The sequence below is a fragment of the Streptomyces sp. NPDC055099 genome (assembly GCF_053607685.1).
The window spans coordinates 571,155-590,420 of record NZ_JBSGUA010000004.1; the positions used below are offsets into that span (position 1 = coordinate 571,155).

The 19,266-nt window shown below is 70.1% G+C and carries 18 protein-coding genes; 3 read left to right on the plus strand and 15 right to left on the minus strand.

All coding sequences use genetic code 11. The features are described from left to right. Nucleotides 1-68: 68 nt before the first annotated feature. The 3 genes from ACWFRU_RS14105 to ACWFRU_RS14115 form a co-directional block, all read right to left on the minus strand. Entirely contained in the window at nt 69-914 is an 846-nt protein-coding gene (locus ACWFRU_RS14105; RefSeq protein WP_453447114.1) for a carbohydrate ABC transporter permease, read from the minus strand. A 97-nt stretch (nt 915-1,011) separates the two neighbouring features. Next, on the minus strand, nt 1,012-1,923 hold the full coding sequence (locus ACWFRU_RS14110) for a carbohydrate ABC transporter permease (RefSeq protein WP_453686642.1): 912 nt from the start codon (nt 1,921-1,923) through the stop codon (nt 1,012-1,014). Nucleotides 1,924-1,945: 22 nt separating this feature from the next. Further along, nucleotides 1,946-3,253, minus strand: coding sequence for an extracellular solute-binding protein (locus ACWFRU_RS14115; protein WP_453686644.1), 1,308 nt, complete (start codon nt 3,251-3,253; stop codon nt 1,946-1,948). 250 nt (nt 3,254-3,503) lie between these two features. Between ACWFRU_RS14115 and ACWFRU_RS14120 the strand changes: the two genes are divergently transcribed. Together ACWFRU_RS14120 and ACWFRU_RS14125 are read left to right on the plus strand one after the other, a co-directional pair. Then, the gene (locus tag ACWFRU_RS14120) at nt 3,504-4,541 is read left to right on the plus strand and encodes a LacI family DNA-binding transcriptional regulator (RefSeq protein ID WP_453686646.1); all 1,038 of its coding nucleotides are present in this window, start codon (nt 3,504-3,506) and stop codon (nt 4,539-4,541) included. Nucleotides 4,542-4,595: 54 nt separating this feature from the next. Then, complete coding sequence (locus ACWFRU_RS14125) at nt 4,596-5,057, plus strand: hypothetical protein (protein WP_453686648.1); 462 nt, start codon at nt 4,596-4,598, stop codon at nt 5,055-5,057. Here ACWFRU_RS14125 and ACWFRU_RS14130 read toward each other — a convergent pair. From ACWFRU_RS14130 to ACWFRU_RS14165, 8 genes are all read right to left on the minus strand, one after another. Beyond that, complete coding sequence (locus ACWFRU_RS14130) at nt 5,054-5,452, minus strand: DUF4440 domain-containing protein (protein WP_453686649.1); 399 nt, start codon at nt 5,450-5,452, stop codon at nt 5,054-5,056. The genes ACWFRU_RS14125 and ACWFRU_RS14130 overlap by 4 nt on opposite strands. Nucleotides 5,453-5,509: 57 nt before the next feature. Then, nucleotides 5,510-7,150, minus strand: a complete 1,641-nt coding sequence (locus ACWFRU_RS14135; RefSeq protein WP_453686651.1) for an alpha-L-fucosidase — start codon at nt 7,148-7,150, stop codon at nt 5,510-5,512. A gap of 45 nt (nt 7,151-7,195) precedes the next feature. Beyond that, complete coding sequence (locus tag ACWFRU_RS14140) at nt 7,196-9,097, minus strand: family 20 glycosylhydrolase (RefSeq protein WP_453686810.1); 1,902 nt, start codon at nt 9,095-9,097, stop codon at nt 7,196-7,198. Nucleotides 9,098-9,240: 143 nt separating this feature from the next. Then, nucleotides 9,241-9,507 carry a DUF4235 domain-containing protein gene (locus ACWFRU_RS14145; protein WP_453686653.1) on the minus strand — a complete coding sequence of 89 codons (267 nt, stop codon included), beginning with the start codon at nt 9,505-9,507 and terminating at the stop codon, nt 9,241-9,243. After that, a complete protein-coding gene (locus ACWFRU_RS14150; protein ID WP_453686655.1) occupies nt 9,504-9,941 on the minus strand; it encodes a DUF3618 domain-containing protein in 438 nt (145 codons plus the stop codon). The genes ACWFRU_RS14145 and ACWFRU_RS14150 overlap by 4 nt, the downstream gene beginning before the upstream one ends. Continuing rightward, nucleotides 9,938-10,378 carry a phage holin family protein gene (locus tag ACWFRU_RS14155; protein WP_453686657.1) on the minus strand — a complete coding sequence of 147 codons (441 nt, stop codon included), beginning with the start codon at nt 10,376-10,378 and terminating at the stop codon, nt 9,938-9,940. The genes ACWFRU_RS14150 and ACWFRU_RS14155 overlap by 4 nt, the downstream gene beginning before the upstream one ends. Before the next feature lie 102 nt (nt 10,379-10,480). Beyond that, the gene (locus ACWFRU_RS14160) at nt 10,481-11,476 is read right to left on the minus strand and encodes a YihY/virulence factor BrkB family protein (RefSeq protein ID WP_453686659.1); all 996 of its coding nucleotides are present in this window, start codon (nt 11,474-11,476) and stop codon (nt 10,481-10,483) included. Nucleotides 11,477-11,603: 127 nt separating this feature from the next. After that, nucleotides 11,604-11,777, minus strand: a complete 174-nt coding sequence (locus ACWFRU_RS14165; RefSeq protein WP_361831645.1) for a hypothetical protein — start codon at nt 11,775-11,777, stop codon at nt 11,604-11,606. Between the two features lie 307 nt (nt 11,778-12,084). On the opposite strand from ACWFRU_RS14165, the gene ACWFRU_RS14170 reads away from it, so the two are divergent. Further along, on the plus strand, nt 12,085-12,918 hold the full coding sequence (locus ACWFRU_RS14170; RefSeq protein ID WP_453686660.1) for an SDR family oxidoreductase: 834 nt from the start codon (nt 12,085-12,087) through the stop codon (nt 12,916-12,918). Between the two features lie 16 nt (nt 12,919-12,934). Here the strand turns inward: ACWFRU_RS14170 and ACWFRU_RS14175 are convergent, their stop codons facing one another. From ACWFRU_RS14175 to ACWFRU_RS14190, 4 genes are all read right to left on the minus strand, one after another. Next, entirely contained in the window at nt 12,935-14,452 is a 1,518-nt protein-coding gene (locus ACWFRU_RS14175) for an SDR family NAD(P)-dependent oxidoreductase (protein ID WP_453686662.1), read from the minus strand. Nucleotides 14,453-14,522: 70 nt separating this feature from the next. Next, nucleotides 14,523-15,896 carry a wax ester/triacylglycerol synthase family O-acyltransferase gene (locus ACWFRU_RS14180; protein WP_453686663.1) on the minus strand — a complete coding sequence of 458 codons (1,374 nt, stop codon included), beginning with the start codon at nt 15,894-15,896 and terminating at the stop codon, nt 14,523-14,525. Between the two features lie 180 nt (nt 15,897-16,076). Next, nucleotides 16,077-18,428: a GH92 family glycosyl hydrolase gene (locus ACWFRU_RS14185; protein ID WP_453686665.1), complete on the minus strand. Its 2,352-nt coding sequence runs from the start codon at nt 18,426-18,428 to the stop codon at nt 16,077-16,079. Nucleotides 18,429-18,538: 110 nt separating this feature from the next. Then, nucleotides 18,539-19,258 (minus strand): hypothetical protein, encoded by a 720-nt coding sequence (locus tag ACWFRU_RS14190; RefSeq protein WP_453686811.1) that lies wholly within the window; start codon nt 19,256-19,258, stop codon nt 18,539-18,541. Nucleotides 19,259-19,266: the final 8 nt, after the last annotated feature.

Sequence of the window (19,266 nt, forward strand, 5' to 3'; positions counted from 1 at the left end):
AGTCCTGGTTCTCGGGGGTGCGGGGGTCCGGTGCGGGGCCGGTGTGTGGGGGGGGACGCGGCGGCGGCTCAGCCCTTGACCGCCCCCTCGCCCACCCCGCGGAAGAAGTACCGCTGGAGGCAGGCGAAGAGCACGATCAGCGGGAGCACTGCGATGACCGTGCCCGCGGCGACCAGCCGCTCGTCGTTGGCGAACGTGCCGTGCAGGTAGTTCAGGCCGATGGTCAGGGTGAACCTGTCCGGGTCGCTCAGCACGATCAGCGGCCAGAGGAAGTCGTCCCAGGCGCCCATGAAGGCGAAGATCGCCACCACGGCGAGCGTGCCCTTGACCGCGGGCAGGGCGATCCGCAGGAACCGCTGCCAGACGTTCGCGCCGTCGACGTACGCGGCTTCCTCGATCTCGTACGGCAGGTTCAGAAAGGCGTTGCGCATCAGCAGGACGTTGAGCGCGGAGACGCAGCCGGGCAGCAGCACACCGATGAGGGTGTTGTTCAGGCCCAGCTCCCGCATGGTCGTGAACTGGGCGATGATGATGCCCTCCACGGGCACCAGCATGGCGAGGACGAACACGATCGTGGCCGCGCGGCGGCCCCGGTAGCGCAGGCGGGCGAGCGCGTAGCCGGCGAGGGTGGCGCCCACGCAGTTGGTCACCACGTTGGCGGCGGCCACCTTCAGGGAGTTGAGCGCGTAGTCCCAGACGGGGATGGTGTCGGCGACGCGCTCGTAGTTGTGGAAGGTCGGGCTGCTCGGCAGGAACTCGGGCGGGGAGCTGAAGATGTTCTCGTGCGGGCCCTTGAGGGAGGTCGACAGCTGCCAGAGGAACGGGCCGATCATCAGGGCCAGTACGGCGAGCAGGAGACCGTAGCGCAGGATGATCTCCCATACGGGCATCCGGCGGCCGTTCTCGTCGGTGATCCGCCCGCGCCTGCGGGCGCCGCCCTTCCGCGCCTGCCCCTCCGTCTTCTCCTCCGCTCGGCCGGTCTTGCGCGTGTCGGTCGCGATGCTCACGAGTTCAGTCCTCCTTCCGGTCCGCGCGCAGCACGAGCAGCATCAGCGCGACGGTGACGACGAAGACGACGACCGAGATGGCCGACGCGTACCCGACGCGGCCGGTCAGGCCGGTGCCGACGCGTTGCACCAGCATCACCAGGGTGGTGTCCTCGCCCGCCGGACCGCCGTTGGGCCCGGCCATCAGATAGACCTCGGAGAACACCTTGAAGGCGGCGACCGAGGACAGCGCGGCCACCAGCACCATGGTGGAGCGGACGGCGGGGACGGTGACCGTGAAGAAGCGGCGCACCGCGCCCGCGCCGTCCACCGACGCGGCCTCGTGGAGTTCGCGCGGCACGTTGGCGAGCGCCGCCAGGTAAATGATCATGTAGTAGCCGAGGCCCTTCCAGACCGTGACGGCCATGGCGCTCGTCAGGAGCAGCCACTGGTCGCTGAGGAAGCCGACCGAGCCGACGCCCACGGCCTCCAACACCGCGTTGACCAGGCCCCGTTCATCCAGCATCCACACCCAGATCAGGCCCACCACGACGATGGACGCGACCACCGGCGTGTAGAAGGCGGACCGGAAGAAGGTGATGCCGGGGATGTGCTTCTGGACGAGCATCGCGAGGAGCAGCGGCAACAGGACGAGAGCGGGGACTACCCCCACGATGTAGAGCGTCGAGTTGCGCAGCCCGATCCAGAACATGTCGTCGTGCAGCAGCTCCCGGAAGTTGTCCAGGCCGACGTACTCCCCCGGGATCAGGGTGCGCTTGTCGGTGAAGGAGTTGATGAGCGTGCTGACGAACGGATAGAGGATGAAGATGCCGACGATCAGCAGACCCGGTGCCGCGAACAGCCAGGGGCTGGACGGCAGTTGACGTCTGATGCGACGGCCCTGGCTTTGGCCGGCCGCGGCGCTGGAGCTTTTCATGTTGGTGGTCCGTGTCGTCTTCTCAGCTCTGCTTCAGCAGCCGGTCACAGTTCTTGACAGCGTTGTCAAGCGCTTCCTTGGGACTCTGCTTGCCCTGCAGCGCCCGGGCGACGCCGTTGCGCAGCTCGATCTTCATCTGCTCACTGAACAGCACGGGCGTGTAGTTCACCGCGGTCTTGATGGACTTGGCGGCGGCGACCCGCACCCGCGTGTCGTCGGTGCCGTCCTGCTTGGTGAAGTACGGGTCGTCGAGCGAACCCTTCGTGCTGGGGAAGATCGCCACCTTCTTGGCGAAGGACATCTGGCGCTGCGCGTCCGTCACGTAGTGGGCGAAGGCCACGGCGGCGGGCGTCTGCTTGGTGCGGGTGTTCACCATGACACCCATCACGTACATGTTGTCCTTGCCGGTGTTGGTGATCTGCGGCGTGATCCCGATGTTCTTGTAGAGACCGGGCGCGTCCTTCTTGAACTTGCCGAGGTCCAGGGCGCTTCCGGGGTTCATGGCGACGGCCTCGGTGAGGAACTTCTTGCCCGTCGACTCGGGCGTGGCGGTGAGGGCCTGGCTGTCCAGGGCCTTCGCGTCGTACAACTCCTTGTACTTGGTGAGGAGTTCGACGCCCTTGGGGCCGTTGAAGGTGAACCTGGTCCCTTCCTTGTCCATCAGCGGTACGCCGTAGCGCCCGAAGTCCTCGATGGTGGGGACGTTTGCGAGCGTGGCGGTCTTGCCGTCGGTCTCCTTCGACAGCTTCAGCGCGTCGGCGAAGAGTTCGTCGTACGTCTTCGGGGGCTTGTCGGCGTCGAGCCCGGCCTCCTTGAAGATCCGCTTGTTGTAGAAGAGCGGGCCGGTGTTCAGGTACCAGGGGAAGGCGTACGTGCCTTCCGTGCCCGGTATCTGGTGGCTCTTCCACGCCCCCGGCAGGTACTCCTTCTCGTACTTGCCCGCGGCCTTGTCGAGGTCGAGCGCGAGACCCGCCTTGGCGAGCGGGGCCACCAGGTCGGGCGAGACGTTGACGACGTCGGGCAGGGTGCCGGCCGCGGCGTCGGCGCTGATCTTGTCGGCGTAGCCCTCGCCGGGCTGGTCGACCCAGTTGACCTTCGTGCCGGGGTACTTCTTCTCGAAGCCGTCGACGACGCCCTCGAAGTACGACTTGAAGTTCGCCTTCAGGTTCCAGGTCTGGAAGGTGATCTCGCCCTCGATCTTGCCGGACGCGTCGGTCGAACCGCCGCCGTCGCCTCCGTCGCCACAGGCGCTCAGCGGCAGGAGCACGGCGAGGACGGCGGCAGCGGCGGCTGCCCTTCTGGGGATGCGGGGGTGGTGGGAGATGCGCACGGTGAAACGGCTCCTTTGCTCGGCCCAGCGTGAGGCAGACCTTGCATGGGGCTCCGGCAAAAAGTCAATGGATTCGTTGAAGAATCCCGCGAATCTCTTCAACTATGCAGGTCAGAGCGGTGTGTTGAACTTCTTGCGGGGATCGACTAAAGCGCTTTAGAGTGTGCTGGCTCAAGCGCATTAGTATGCGCGCCACAGGAAAGGGGCAACACCGGTGCAAGGCAAGCGGTCCCCGGCACGCCGGCCGACCATGAAGGACATCGCACGCCGCGCCGGTGTCTCCGAGAGCGCCGTGTCCTTCGCGCTCAACGACCGGCCCGGAGTCTCCGAGGTCACCCGCGACCGGGTCCGCAGGGTCGCCGAGCAGTTGGGCTGGCATCCGAGCACGGCGGCGCGCGCGCTGTCCGGCGAGGGTTCGGCGACGGTGGGTCTCGTGGTGGCCCGGCCCGCCGGGACCCTGGGCGTCGACTCGTTCTTCCTGCAGCTCATCTCGGGCATCCAGGAAGTCCTGGCGGAGCGTCAACTGGGCCTGCTCTTCCAGGTGGTGGAGGACGTGACCGCCGAGTGCGCGGTCTACCAGCGCTGGTGGGCCGAGCACCGGGTGGACGGCGTCCTCGTCGTGGACCCGCGCACGCAGGACCCGCGCCCGGCGCTCCTCGACGAGCTCGGACTGCCCGCGGTGGTGACGGGCGGCGTACCGGACCCGGAGGCCCACCACCCCGGCCTCTCCACCGTCTGGGCCGACGACGCGGGCGCGATGGCCTCGGTCGTGGACCATCTGCATGCCCTCGGCCACCGCCGCATCGTGCACATCGCGGGCCTGCCCGGCCTCGCCCACACCGAGCGGCGGATCCGGACGCTGCGGGCCGAGGCCGAGCGGCGCGACCTGTCGGAGGTCCGCTCGGTGACCACGGACTACTCGGACGCGGAGGGCGCCGCGGTGACCCGGCGGGTGCTCTCCGCCGCGTCACCGCCGACGGCTCTGGTGTACGACAACGACGTGATGGCCGTCGCGGGGGTCGCCGCGGCGGCCTCGCTGGGCTTCTCCGTGCCGGGGGACGTCTCGGTGATCGCGTGGGAGGACTCGGCCCTGTGCCGGATGGTGCACCCGTGGCTCACGGCCCTGTCACGCGACACGGTGTCCTTCGGGCGCACGGCGGCGCGCGAACTCCTCGCCCTCCTGGACGACGGCCCCGCGGCCACGGTCCAGGTGCCGCTGCCCACGCTCATCGAGCGGGAGAGCACGGGGCGGGTGCCCGAGAGCACGGGGAGGGCAACCGGGGGCTGAGCGGTGCCGCGGGCCCCGCGCAAGGCTGTCGCACCCCGCCCGTACAGTGCCGGCATGGCAGACATCTACGAGCTCTCGGTGGCCCTTGACCTGTGTGCGGACGTCTCCGACGAGGAGATCGCCGAGCTCCGGTGGCATCTCGGCCTGGGCCCCCGGCCGGTGTCACTGACGATCGTCCGCGCGTTCCCGGTCGTGGTGGAGGACGACGAGGGTCAGCCGGTGATCGAGGACGACCCCGTGCCGCTCCTGGGGTGTCACGACGCGGCCTCGAAGGTGGGCGGCGCCCTCACCTCCGCGTTGCTGTCGCGCGAGGGAGGCTGGGCGTTGACCGCGCGCCAGGAGATCCACCCGGACGACCTCGATCGTGTCGGCGAGTTGCTCGTCTGGCTGGCGGGCAGGGCAGCCGACCACCACGAGTCGCCCGGCGGCTCTGTCCATGTCGGCTGGATCAGGTTCCACGAGGAGGACAGCCCGACGCCCCTGACGGTGCGGGGCGGCGGGGTCGTGTGGCCCTAAGGCTTGTCGTACCAGGAGAAAGCCGTGATCCGCCAGCCCTCCGGGGTGCGGACGAACTGGATGGTCTTGGTCCCGCTGCCCTCGAAGGGCTCGCCGTCCAGCGTGCCGGACTTGCGGTACGTGCCGAACCGAGAGGCGATGTCGCCCTCGATCTCGGTCCGTTCGGACGTCTCCCACTCGCAGAAGTCGGTCAACCGGCCATCCGCCAGAAGCCGTTCGCGCGGCTCGATGAACTCCTCCACCGTGTAGACCGTGAACTTCGGTCCGGTCGAGACGATCACGCCCCCGGGCAAAACCAGGCGGCGGATACGGGCCACATCGGCGGCCCGGCCACCACGGTTGTCGAAGGCGCCGAAGAACTCGGCGGTCACGGCGTTGATCTCGTTCTTGGACATGGCCGCGACGGTAACACCGCCGCGGCCCGCCCCACTTGGGAGTTCTGAGTAAGCCCGCTACACCCGCGACCGGTACAGGCCGAACTCCGCGAGGCGTACCACCCCGCGCGACCCCGTCACCCGAAGCCGCCACTCCCGTGCCCGTACCGGAGTGGCAAGGGTCAGGACCCGGCTCGCCCCCACCGTGTCCACCTCGGTCACGAGGGTCCATCCGGAGCGGCCGGAGACCCTCGCCTCGATCACCGCGTGCTCCAGCTGCTGACCCTGCCGGATCTCCTCCCCCAGCCGGATCCGGTCGACCTCGCGCGCCTGGCCCAGGTCGACGGTGAGCGTCCCCCGGGAGGGCGCGGGGCACGCCCACGCCGTGTCCGGGTCGCCGTCGACCGCCCGCGACGGGCGGCGGCCGTCACCCCGGGCCCGTGCACCCCGAGCGAGGTCCTCGGGCAGCTCGCGCTCGATCCGTTCGCGGAACTCGCGCAGCCGCGCCACGTCCGCCTCGGGGAGCAGGCCCCGCTTGTCGGGCGGGATGTTGAGGAGCAGCACGGAGTTGCGGCCCACCGAGCGGAACCAGATGTCCGTCAACTGCTCCACGGACTTGGGCTGTTCGTCCTCGTGGTGGAACCACCCCGGCCTGATCGAGACGTCGCACTCGGCAGGCCACCATTGGACGTACTGGGCGACCTCCCTCGCCTCGGCGAGCGCCTGTCGGCTTCCCTGGTCGGGGGCGTCGTACTTCAGGGCGTAGTCGATGCTGCCGTTCCCCGAGTCCTTGACGGGGACGACGCTCCACTCGTTCTCGCGCGCCAGTCCGCCCTCGTTGCCGACCCACCGGACGTCGGGGCCGCGTACGGCGACCGTCGCGTCCGGGGCCAGGGCGCGGATGACCGCGTACCAGCTGTCCCAGTCGTACGTCTCGACCTTCTCCGGCGGGATGCGCCCCTGGGCACCGTCGAACCACACCTCGTCGATGGGCCCGTACTCGGTGAGGACCTCGTACAGCTGGTTGAGCATGTGCGCGCCGTAGTCGGTCGCGTCGAGCGTGAACGACCGTACGGCGGCGGCGTCCGACCGGTCGTCGCCCTCGACCGGCGTGGGGATGGTGCGCCGTGAGCGGGCGCTGCCGTTGGCGTAGACGCCGTGCAGGTACTGGTTCTCGTCGGCGGGCGAGATGTAGACGCCCACCTTGATCCCGTGCCGTCGCAGCGAGTCGGCGAAGGAGCGCAGCACATCGCCCTTGCCGCCTTGCCAACTGCTGCTCACCACACTGTGCCTGGTGTAGCGCGAGGGGTAGAGCACGAAGCCGTCGTGGTGCTTGACGGTGAGGATGGCGAGCTTGAATCCGCCGTCGTGCAGGGCCCGCGCCCATTGGTCGGTGTCGAGGCCGGACGGCTGGAAGACGTCGGGGTCCTCGTCGCCCGTGCCCCATTCGAGGCCGGTGAAGGTGTTGACGCCGAAGTGCAGGAACGCGGTCTGTTCGAGGCGCTGCCAGGCGATCTGCCGCTCCGTCGGCCGGACTTGAGAGGCCTTGACGACGACTTCGTCCGGGGAGTCCTTGGGGCTGATCGGGATGCGGTAGGGCGAGTCCGGGGCGGCGGGGGCGCCGGTGGGGCCGGGTGCCGCGAGGGCGAGGGATGTGCTCGACGCGGCGACCGCCGTGGTGACGGCGGCGGTCACGAAGAGGCGTCTGCTGACAGTCATGGGGGTGCGGTCTCCCTGTCGGATGCCGAGGTACTGGGGTCGGGATCAGCGCGCGGTCAAGGACCAGGTGGTCGGGGTCTGTTGATCCGCCGGGTACTGCTGGAGCCGCCCGTCCTCGGCCGCGTATACGGACATCTGGGTGATCGCGTTCGTCAGCCGGAAGCCGCCCTTCGCCTTCACCAGTTGCCAGCGCTGCAGGGTGTTCGCCGCGTCACACGTCTCTTGCGTGACCGAACTGCCGGGCTCAAGGGGCACGTTGAGGGTGAGTTTCCCGCTGCGGGTCTCCAGACAGGTGCCGTCCGCCGTGGACCTCAGCGTGACGTAGCCGTCGGCGGTGCGCTTGATCTCGTAGGCGGCGGGCTCGGCATGCCCCTTGGTGTCCCGCAGGGTGTACGTTCCGTCCGCCACCGGCACCTTCGTCAGGTCACGCCAACCGGGCGCGTGTCCCACGGTCTTGGCGCGCGCGGTGAAGTCGGCGTACGTCGGGTCGGGGTGCGCGGAACCCCAGGTGACCTGGGCGACGTGGCTGAGCGGCATCGCCATGGAGGCCGCGACCTCGTTCTCGGTCTCGCCCCGGCCGTTGTCCGGCCACAGACTGATCTTCGCCCCGGTGATGCCGTCGCTCGACGCGAGCTTCTCGCCCTCGAAGCTGCGCGGGTCCCACGCCTGGTCGTACAGCGCCTTGGTGTCGGTGTGGAAGCCGCCGCGCACGAGGTAGAGCGCGTAGGCGGCGTTCTGCAACGGGTACCCCTGAGCGATGAGTTCGCTCGGTTTCGTCTTCACGTCGAGCCAGTGCTCCACGCTCGTGCCCGCCGCGACCGGCACCGTGTTCGCGCCGGTCAGGCCGTCGTTCCAGATGCGCAGCTGCTTGCCCTTGCCCTTCGTGTACGCGTGCACCCGGTTGATGAAGTCGACGAAGGCGTCCTGCGGGGTCGCCTTCTCGCCGTACTTCTTCTTCGCGTATTCGAGGATGTGGGGGTACTTGGCGAAGTCGGAGCCGAGCATGTACTCGTCGGCGCCCATGTGCCAGGACTTCGCGGGGAACACCTCGGCGTACTCGTCGATGAGGCTCGTGTAGTACGCGAAGGCCTCGTCCTTGGTGACGTCGAGGCGCGAGGGCTGCGGCTTTCCGTCGGAGTCGGTGAGCTGGAGATCGGTGCGCTTCTCCAGCCAAGGGTCCATGTGGCCGGGCGAGTTGATCTCCGGGATGATCGTGACGTGGTACTTCTCGCCGAGGGCGACGATGCGGCGTATCTCGCTCTTGGTGTAGTAGCCCCAGCTGTTGGCCTCGGGGTGCTGGTCGCTCTTCACCTTGAGTTCGAGCAGCAGCTGGTTCTGCTTGTTGTACGCCATGTCGCGTACGAGGTTCTCCAGCCAGGGCGTCGAGATGTGGATGTAGCAGGCGCAGACGCCCACCCCGCGTTCCTTGTACCGCGGCACGTCCACGGTGCGCCCGCCCGGTAGGCGGTCGCCCTGGGCCAGGGACTGGAGGAGGGTGCGGGTGCCGTAGAAGGCGCCGGCCTCGCTCGCGCCGGTGATCTCCAGGCGCTTGCCCGCGCGGAGTTCGTACCCTTCGGCGCCGAGCGCCTTGCGCGCGGGAGCGACGTCGATCACGATGTCGCCGTCGCGCGGGGCGCCGCCGATGACCGGCACCCGGCCCTCGCCCGCGGCGCGCAGATCGTCGGCGAGTGTACGGGCGACTTCGCGCGCCGCCCGCCCGTGCGCGACGAGCCGGCTACCAGGGCCGAAGGCGTAACTCCCCTTCCCCGGCGTCCAGTCGGCCAGGGCGGGGACGGTGCGGGGCGGGTCCGCGGCGGACTGCGAGGTCCCGGCGGCCTGGGCCGCCGGGACCGGCGCCGCGAGCAGCAGCAGGGCCACAGCGGCGCCTCGCAGTCCGCGGAGCCGCGCGCGGCGTGGCGCGCGGCCCGGCGCGAAAATCATGCGCATGTCAGTCATGACATCCGATGATTCAAGCGCCTCCGAAGGGTGTCAATGCATTGCCCACAGCCGGGACTTGGACATTTGCTCGCCCCTGCACCGACCCATCGGATGAATGCTGGCTATCCCCTACTGGTTATCCCTGTTCAGCCTCAGCCGGGCCAGGCGCCCGTCAGCCGACGCGTCGCGACGGCGCCGCCGCGGTCGACGGCCGCCTTGACCATGGCGAAGATCGCGCCCTGCAGCGTCGCCGCGAGGAGGATCTCGCCCCAGTCCCGGTCCTCGTCGGTGGCGTCGGGCGCGTCCTCGTCGTGGCCGATCATCTTCCACGCCTGTTTGAACAGCCCGCCCGCGGCCACACCGGCGAGCGCGCCGAGCGCCATCCCGACCGGCTTGTACGCGATCTTCGAGGCCTTCACCGCCTGCCTCCGTGCTTCCGCTTGCGCCGCACCAGCACGAACGCGACCACCAGCGACGCGCCACCCGCGAGGAAGGCGGTACGGCGGTTGCGGACCTGCTCGGGCGCCTTGTCCTGCCACACCTCGTTGGCGTGCTCGGCCACGGCCTTGACCTGGCCGGTGGCGGCGACGGCCTTGTCCTTGACCTGGTCGGGCACCTTTTCCTGCAGCACATGGGCCGCCTCGGACGCCTTGGCCTTGGCCTGCTCGCCCAGCTCGGCGGCCTTGGTGGCGGTCTGCCCCTTGATCGCGACCGCCTTCTCCTGCGCGCGGGCCTTGACGTCCGTCTTGGCCGCCAGTGCCTCGACCGTCTCTCCCAGGTCCTGGCGAGTCTGCTCGACCTTGGCGCGCAGCTCCCCGGGGTCCTCGGTGTGCTTGTCGTCGGGCTGGTTCATCGCTGTGCACTCTCCTTGATCTCTGCGACATCGGCCTTCACGCCGTCGATCGCCTGCTCGGGGATCGGCGGGGCGGCCCGGCCGACCTCCTTCTTGCCGGTCAGTGCCAGAACCGCGGCGATCAGACCGAGGACGGCGGTGACGATCAGCGCCGCGGCCCACACCGGAAGCGGCACGGCGAGCGCCGCGATCGCGGTGGCGACAAGCGCCTGCAAGGTCAGGAAGCCGACGAGACCGGCTCCGCCGAACAACCCGCTGCCCTTGCCGTAGCGCTTGGTCTTCTCCTTCATCTCCGCCTGTGCCACGCGCATCTCGCCGCGCACCAGCTCCGTCAGCTGCTGTGAGGCGCGCTGCACGAGGTCGCCCACCGGCTCGTTGTGGGGGGCGGTCTGTCCGGCGCCGTCACGGCCGGTGGTGTGCGGGCCTGTCTGGGCCATCGTCATCAACCTCCTGTCTGTTCTGCGGCCGAGTACCCCGATCTTCGGCATCGGCACATGGTCAAGGGCCGCGGTCGTCGCGGACGGCGTCCCCCGCCGTCACTAGACGTCACTCCCATCCACGCGGCGGCGGTCCTGTTCGTCCCACGCGCGGGTGTCGCGTGGCGGTACGTAGGGCTCCTCCTCGGGGGGCAGCCCACCGGCGATGGCACGCTGCCGTGACATCTCCGCGTCGAACTCCAAACCGAGCAGGATCGCGATGTTGCTGATCCACAGCCACACCAGAAAAATGATCACTCCGGCCAGCGCGCCGTATGTCTTGTTGTAGGAGCTGAAGTTCCCGACGTAGAAGGCGAATCCCGCCGAGGCGATCAGCCAGATCACCAGGGCGATCACACTGCCGGGGGTGATCCACTTGAAACCCCGGCCCTTCACGTTCGGCGTCGCCCAGAACAGCAGCGCGATCATGGAGGTGACCAGCACGACGAGCACCGGCCACTTCGCGATCGACCACACCGCCAGTGCCGCGTCCCCGATCCCCAGGGTCGAGCCCACGGTGCGGGCGAGACCGCCGGTGAACACCACGATGACCGCGCTGACGATCGCGAGCAGGAGGAGCACCACCGTCACGCCCACCCTGACCGGGAGCACCTTCCACACGGGCCGGCCCTCGGGCATGTCGTAGACGGCGTTGGCGGTGCGGATGAACGCCCCTACGTATCCGGACGACGCCCACACGGCCAGCACGATGCCGACCACCGCCATCAGCGAGCCGACGCCGCCCTGGCCCTCGAGCTGTTTCACGGCGTCGCTGATGATGTCCCGCGCCGAACCGGGCGCGAGCTTCTCCAGGTTCTCCAGAAGCCAGTCGATCGCCGACTTGCCGACCACGCCCAGCAGGGAGACCAGTACCAGGAGCGTCGGAAACAGCGACAGCACCCCGTAGTAGGTCAGTGCCGCGGCCCGGTCCATCAGCTCGTCGTCCTGGAACTCCTTGAAGACGCCGGTGAGCACCGCCCGCCAAGACCGCTTGGGCAACTGCGTGGGTTCTTCCGGCGCGCGGTCCACGTCGCGCCCTGCATCCGATGTTCCGTCCATACTCCCGGAGTAACCCGCAACCGCCGGGCCATGCGCGAGCGGACCGACCTGCGTGTACGAGACTTTCGGAACAACGCCGCGCGCCCCCGGCCGGATCGGCGGGGGGCGCGCGGCGAAAGCGGAGGGATCAGTCGATACCCGGGAGGATGTGCGGCTCGGCGAGGTCGTCCTCGTAGCCGGCAAGGCGGATCGGGGCCGCTTTCGCCCACGAGTCCAGGTTGCTCAGCTTGCGTGGTCTGCCGGCCCGCTCACTGCCGCGTTCCGCCGGTCGCTTTTCCTGCTTCGTCAGATCTGGTGTCACCGCGCACTCCTTTGTGTCGCGTAACGGAAGGACAAGAGCTGTTCGGTCGCGGTGGCGCCGTTGTTCAGGCGGGATCGCGGCCACGGTGGCGAGCCTGTCCCGGGGCGGCCGAGGGGTACTTGTGGATCCCCTGGAGACCGTCCGTTCGCCTCACATTAACCAAATGAGCGCGCCCGCGCTCTATGGGTTCCGCTGAAGGAGTGCATTTCGGACAGTTGATCCCGTTGTGTACGTGGCTCGCGGGCCAAATATTTCTCAACGGGTCGAGCCCATGGGCCTTTCCGGGCCTCCATGGGACCGTACGCAGATGATTTCCGCCCAGGCAAGGGACGGCGCGGTGGCCCTGGTGACCGGGGCCTCGCGAGGGATCGGGCTCGCCGTCGCGCGGGCGCTCGCGGAGTCGGGGCACCACCTGGTCCTGACCGCCCGCGAGCCGGACGCCCTGGAAGCGGCGGTGGCCCGGCTGCGCGCGGACGGCGCCCGGGCCGTCGGGTGCGCGGGCGGCGTGGCTGATTCCGGTCGGGCGCGGGCCTGCGTGGCGCTCGCGGTCCAGGAGTTCGGGCGGCTCGACGTCCTGGTGAACAACGCCGCGACGAACGCCCCCTACGGCGCGCTGATGGACGTCGACCTCACCCGGTGGCGCACGGCCTTCACCGTGAACGTCGAGGCGGCGCTGCGCCTGACGCAGCTCGCCTGGCGGGCCTGGATGAGCGAGCACGGCGGCTCGGTGGTGAACATCTGCAGCGAGGGCGCGTCCCACGTGGGCCCGAACGTGGGCGCGTACGGCACCAGCAAGGCGGCGCTCCTGCACCTGACCGCCCAGCTCGCGGGCGAACTGGCGCCCTTGGTGCGGGTCAACTCCGTCTCCCCCGGCCTGATCCGCACCGAGATGGCCCGCTTCGTGTGGGACGGCGCCGAGGAGCAGCTCGCCGCGGGCCTGCCGCTCGGGCGCATCGGCGAACCGGAGGACGTGGCGCGCGCCGTGGCATGGCTGGTCTCCGACGCGGCCGAATGGGTGACGGGCGCCGACCTCCTGGTGGACGGCGGCACGCGTGTGCGGGCCGCCGGAGGGACGACGTCCCCGTACGCCGTGCACGAGCGGCTGCGGGCGGCGACGGGCGGGGCCACGGACCGGGCCTGACACCGCCCGTGCGCGGCTACCACTTGCCGGGTGCGTAGTCCTTCAGGAAGATGCCGTACAGGTCTTCGCCCGCCTCGCCGCGCACGATCGGGTCGTAGACCCGGGCCGCGCCGTCGATCAGGTCCAGCGGGGCGTGGAAGCCCTCGTCGGCCAGGCGCAGCTTGTCGTAGTGCGGGCGCTCGTCGGTGATCCAGCCGGTGTCGATCGACGTCATCAGGATGCCGTCGGTCTGGAACATCTCCTGGGCGCTGGTCCGCGTCACCATGTTCATCGCGGCCTTCGCCGCGTTGGTGTTCGGGTGCCCCGCGCCCTTGTAGCCGCGGCCGAAGACGCCCTCCATCGCCGAGACATTGACGACGTACGACCGGCCGCTCGACGCCTTCTTCGCGGCGTCGGCCATGGCCGAACGGAGCGCGCTGATCAGGATGAACGGCGAGGTGTAGTTGCACAGCTGCGTCTCGAGGAGCTCCACCGGGGAGATCTGCTCGATGGTCTGCACCCAGGTGTTGCTGTCGACGACGTCCGGGACCAGGCCGCCCGCGTCGATGGCGGTGCCGTCCAGGTGCCGGGCGACGCTGGCGTTGCCCGCGACGAGGGCGAGGTCGGCGACCTGCTGTGCGTCCAGGCCGCTGGTGCCGACGGGCAGCGCGGCCAGGCCGTCCACCGCGCCGGAGTTGAAGGCGCCGATGACGGAGTGGGCGGGCAGCTCCCCCGCGGGCAGCGGCGCGCCCTCGCCGTCGACCAGGGCGGCGTACGCGGAGGGCAGGCGGCGTACGGTCTGCGTCGCGTTGTTGATCAGGATGTCGAGGGGTCCCGCCGCCGCGACCCGCTCGGCGAGCGCGACCGACTGGGCGGGGTCGCGCAGGTCGATGCCGACGATCTCCAGGCGGTGCAGCCAGTCCGCCGAGTCGTCCATCGCCTTGAAGCGGCGGATGGCGTCCTTGGGGAAACGCGTGGTGACGGTGGTGTGGGCGCCGTCGCGCAGGAGACGCAGCGCGATGTACATGCCGATCTTGGCCCGGCCGCCGGTGAGCAGGGCGCGCTTGCCGGTGAGGTCGGTGCGGGCGTCGCGCTTGGACCGGTTCAGGCGGGCGCAGTCCGGACAGAGCTGGTGGTAGAAGTAGTCGACTTCCACGTACCGGGTCTTGCAGGTGTAGCAGGAGCGGGGGCGCTGGAGTATCCCCGCGATCCGGCCCTCCTCGGTCTGCGAGGAGGGCAGCAGGCCCTCGGTCTCGTCGTCGATGCGCTCGGCGGACCCGGTGGCGGTGGCTTCGGTGACGGCCTTGTCGTGGGCGGTTTTGGCGGCCCTGCGCTCCTGGCGGCGGCGCTGCTTCACGGTCCGGTAGATCCCGGCCGTGGCCCGGCGCACCGCGATCGCGTCGGGGTGGTCGACGTCCAGCTTGTCGAGCTCGTCGAGCACGCTGAGGCACACGGCGAGACGGTCGGGGTCGATGCCGGGGCCGAAGGAGACCGACCCGGCCTCCTGGGGCTCGGCCGGACCGCCGGCCCCCGGGCTGTCCTCTGTCACCGTCATCGCCGCTGTCCTCGCGTCACTCATGCCGCGGCTCGTCTGGGTGACCGCGGAAGCTCCAAAGAAGAGAACTTTACGTAGCGACGGGCCCCTCTACCAAACGCGGACGGTTTACGCACGCTTCGACGAGCCCCGCGAGTTCCTCCCGCACGCCGCGCGCGAGAACGTCCAGGTCGGGCACGGCGGCCGCGTCCGCGACGAGGCCGAAGTGCACCCGGCCCCGGAACGTCGACACCGCGACGGCCAGTGCCTGCCCCTGGGCGAGCGGCGCGAAGGGGTAGACGGCGGTGAGCGGGCAGCCGCCGAGCTTCAGGCCGAGGCTGGGCAGCGGGACGCTGGTCACCAGGATGTCGAAGAGCAGCCGGGCGGCCTGCGCGACGACGGGACCGCCGATGCGGTGGCCGAGCGGCGGCAGATGATCGGCGAGCAGGGCGACGGCACCCGCGCCGCGGCCGGGGCCCGCCTCCTTGTTGCGGTCCATGGCGGCCCGCACCGCCCGCAGCCGCGCGACCGGGTCCGGATCACCGACCGGGAGGCGGACCAGGTACCCGGAGAGCCGGTTGCCCGGGGGCTGCGCGGAGCGCGGCCTGCGCCGGGAGACGGGCACGAGGGCGCGCGGCTCCACCCCCTCGCTGCCGTCGCCCCGCTCGTCGAGCCAGCGGCGCAGCGCTCCCGCGACCACGGCGATCAGTACGTCGTTGACGGTGCCGCCCACGGTCTTGCGCACCCGGTGCACGTCGTCCAGGTCGAGCAGCACCCCCGCGGTGCGCCGCGTGCCGGTGGCCTGCGACGTGAGGGCGGCCGACGACCGTACGCCCCAGGTGGCGCGGGCGACGGACGAGCCGATGTCCAGGGCCTGCCCCACGTCGCCGACGGTGTCGCGGACCAGGCCCGGCAGCTTGCGCGGGTCCGGCAGCCAGGACCACCGTGAGGTCTCGGGTTCGGCGGGCGCAGGACGGGCCGCGGGCAGCTCGGTGGGGTCCATGACGGCCGCGGCGAGCATCAGCGCGCGCAGCCCGTCGGCGAGGGCGTGGTGGAACTTGAAGAGCACGGCGAAGGAGGTGCCGTCGAGGCTCGGCAGCACGTGCGCCTCCCACGGCGGGCGCTCGCGCTCCAGGGGGCGCTGCATGAGCGTGCCCGCCGCGGTGTGGAAGTCCTGCGCGGGCTCGGCGAGGCGGACGTGGTCCAGCGGGTCGAAGGCGGGCGCGGTGGCGCGGACGGCCCCGCCGACCGGCAGCCAGACCGGGCGGATCCGCAGCCGCAGTCCGGGCACGGCGGCCGCGCGTTCGGCGAGGAGCCGGGCGGCGCGCTCGGCGGCGGCCGGTGAGTCGGCCTCGAAGACGCCGAGTGCTCCCAGGTGCATGGGGTGTGCGGCGGACTCGATGTTCCAGAAGGCGAGGTCGAGAGGTGCGAGCAGGTCGGAGGACTCAGCGGTCTGCGCTTTCAACGGGTTCAACGGTCTGCTCTCGCGTCGAGGACGATGCGGGGGGCGGCATGAGTGTGCAGTCAATCGCCGTTGCGCGACTACGGTCAAGTACGATCAAGCTACGCACAGCTAACAACAGATTAAGGCCCGCCTCTCTGGGAGAGGCGGGCCTGATGGTGCGCAAGTGGCGTATCGACTACGTCACTTCAGCGCGGGCGGCGCGGCATCCTGCGACGTGCCCCACTCCGAGGGCTTGTCGCCCACCGTGAAGGCGATCTCGCGGGTGTCACGGATGTCGTCGGTCGTCAGGTACGTCTTGCCGTAGTCGGCGCCGTCCGTGCGCGCCGACTGGATGTACCGCTCGGTGTCCGAGGTGCCCGGCGCCTTCACCGTGAGACGGCCCTTGGGGTAGTAGCGGCGGTCGAGCTTCAGGTCGACGCGCTCGAAGACGGGCGTCGACAGGCCCCAGGTGTCCGTGCCGGGCTGGACCGGGAAGACACCGATCGAGGACAGCACGTTCCAGGCGGACATGGTGCCGAGGTCATCGTTCCCGGTCATGCCGGTCGGGGTGTCCGTGAAGAGCGTGAGCGCGGCGTGCACCACGTCGGTCGTCTTCCACGGCTGGCCCGTCGACAGGTAGGTGTACGGGGCGATGAGGTCGGGCTCGTTCTGCGGGTTGTACTTGTCCGCGTTGTAGTAGTCGTACGGGCCGTTGACCCACACCTCGCGCGCGGTCTTCGCCGGGTCCTTCAGGAGCTGCTCGTAGGCGAAGAAGGAGTCGAGACGGTCGTTGGTGGCCTGCTTGCCGCCGATGAGACCGACCATGCCGGGCAGGTCCTGCGGGACAAGCCACTGGTACTGCCAGGACGTGCCCTCGTGGAAGCCCTCGCTCTTGGCCGGGTCGGCGGGACCGGTGAAGGCGCCCGCGGCGTCCCGCGCCCGGAAGAACCCGGTCGAGCTGTCGAAGATCTTCCGGTAGTTCTGCGCACGCTCGGCATACCGCTTGGCGTCGGCCTTGTGTCCCAGGTCGGCGGCCATCTGGCCCAGCATCGCGTCCGAGAGCGCGTACTCCAGCGTCGCGGAGGCCCCGTGGTCGTAGTCCGAGTCGCCGGGCTTGGCGTGCGGGCGGCCCTTGATGTACGGCGCGAAGCCCTCGCTCAGGTACTCCTTGTTGGCCTCACGGCCCACGGGCGCCGATTCGGCGGGCGGCACACCGTCCGCGTTCTTCTTCAGGGCGCGGTACGCCTCCTCCTCGTGCCCCTTGAGCAGGCCCTGCTGGTAGGCGTTGGTGAGGAAGGGGGTGACGGGGTCGCCGGTCATGATGTTCGTCTCGACCGTGCCGTAGCCCCACTTGGGCAGCCAGCCGCTCTCCTCGTCGATCTTCAGGACGGAGAGCGCCATGTCACGGGACTCGTGCGGCGCGAGCAGGGCGAGGAGCTGAGCCTGGGTGCGGTAGGTGTCCCACAACGACCAGTTCTGGTAGTACGTGAATCCCCCGTCATCAGCAGCGCGGTGGATCTTCTGGTCCCAGCCCGTGTACCGGCCGTCGACGTCGCTGCCGATGTTCGGCGCGAGGAACGAACGGTAGAGGGACGAGTAGAAGGTGCGGCGCACGGTCTCGCTGCCGCCCTGCGCCTGCACGTCGTCGAGCCGGTCCTCCCACGCGGCCTGCGCGGCCTTGGCGACACGGTCGTACGAACGCCCGCCCTCCGCACGGAGGTTGAGCGCGGCGCCCTTGGCGTCCACGTACGACAGCGCGGTGGTCGCCTCGACGGTGCGGTCCTTGGAGGTGTCGAAGCGGACGTACGCGCCGTTGCGCTCCTCGCCCGCCGACGACGACTTGGAACCCGCGGTGACGGTGTCGCCCTTCCAGGTGCCCGAGGCGGTGAAGGGGCGGTCGAACTTGGTGATGGTGTAGACGGTGTACGGCTTGGTGTCCTGGCAGAAGCCGCTGCCGGTGATCGCCGTGCGGACCGTGCGGCTGTCGAGGATCTCGACCTTGGTGCTGCCCGTCTTGTGCAGCGACTGCCCCGCGTTGAGCAGGACGTTGGCCTTGTCGGTGGCGGGGAAGGTGTAGCGCTGCACTCCGGTGCGCTTGGTGGCCGTCAGCTCGGCCTCGATACCGGACTTCAGGCCCACCTGGTACGAGCCAGGGCTCGCCTTCTCGTCGTCGTGGCTGAACTCCGCCGCGTACTTCGCGTAGTCCGTCTCCTTGACGTCGCCCGTGGTGGGAAGCACCGGCAGATCGCCGCCCAGTCCGCAGCCGACGCCCGAGAGATGGACGGTCGAGAAGCCGCGGATGTGGGTGTCGGAGTGGTCGTAGCCGGTGTTGTGCCCGGTGTCGGGCGAGAACTGGACCATGCCGAAGGGCACGGCCGCACCGGGATAGGTGTTGCCCTCGTTCTCGGTGCCGATGAACGGGTTGACCAGGTCGGTGAGGCGGCCGTCCGCTGCCGGGGCGGCCTGCGCCGCCGGTATGGCGAGGGCTCCCCCGAGGAGCGTGGCCGCGGCCACCGCCACCCCCGTACCGCGTAGCCGTTGGGTCCATCTCATGGGTGGGAACGCCTCCTTGGACAACGTTGTCAAAGCGCGGAACGCGATCATTCTTCGGGGGTCGCCGCGTGTGCGTCAAGGGGTGGGAGGCAGCGAGCGGGCCGCGCCTCTCAGCCGGTGTGCAGCCACACCCGCAGCGGTCCGACCGGGGTGAACCCCTGGCGGACGGCGGCCGCCAGGCTGTCGCCGCTCTCGTATCCGACGACCGGAAGGCGGGGCCAGAGCCGGGCGGCCTCGGTGAGGCAGCCGGCCCAGGCGGACTCCTCCCCGCCCGGCGCGTCGTCCGTCGCGAACAGGTTGGAGATGCCGACCACGGCATCGCCTGGGCTCGCGACGGCGCCGGCGACGATCTTCCCGTCGGCACAAGTGCCGCTCAGGAATGTGGTGTTGCCCGTCATCAGCTCAGACCGGAACAGACCGGTGGCCTGCTCGCCGCCGCTCCACGCCGTCTCCCACGCGGGCAGGGAATCGGCGCTCTCCAGCGGCGCCCAGTGAACGGTCGCGGGCCCGGCCGCGGGCGCCTCACCCGCGGGCCGGTGGATCCACTGGGCCTCGAACAGCACCTCGAAGCCCAGCGGCTCCAGGTCCAGGCAGGCGAAGCTGTCCTTGACGGAGCAGCCCGGCGACTCCGTGTCGATCCGGGCCACCAGGTCGGCCGCCGAAATGCCGGGGGTGAGCGAGACGGCGTCCGGATACAGCGGCGGCGTCCGCCGTGCGCTGCTCCACACCCCCGTCCCGAACTCCCCCGGCACCCCGTGCGCGCGGCAGACCGCGTCGCACCACTCGGCGTTGTTGCGGGCCGCGGCCCCTGCCCACTCGCTCGCGATGATCACGAGCC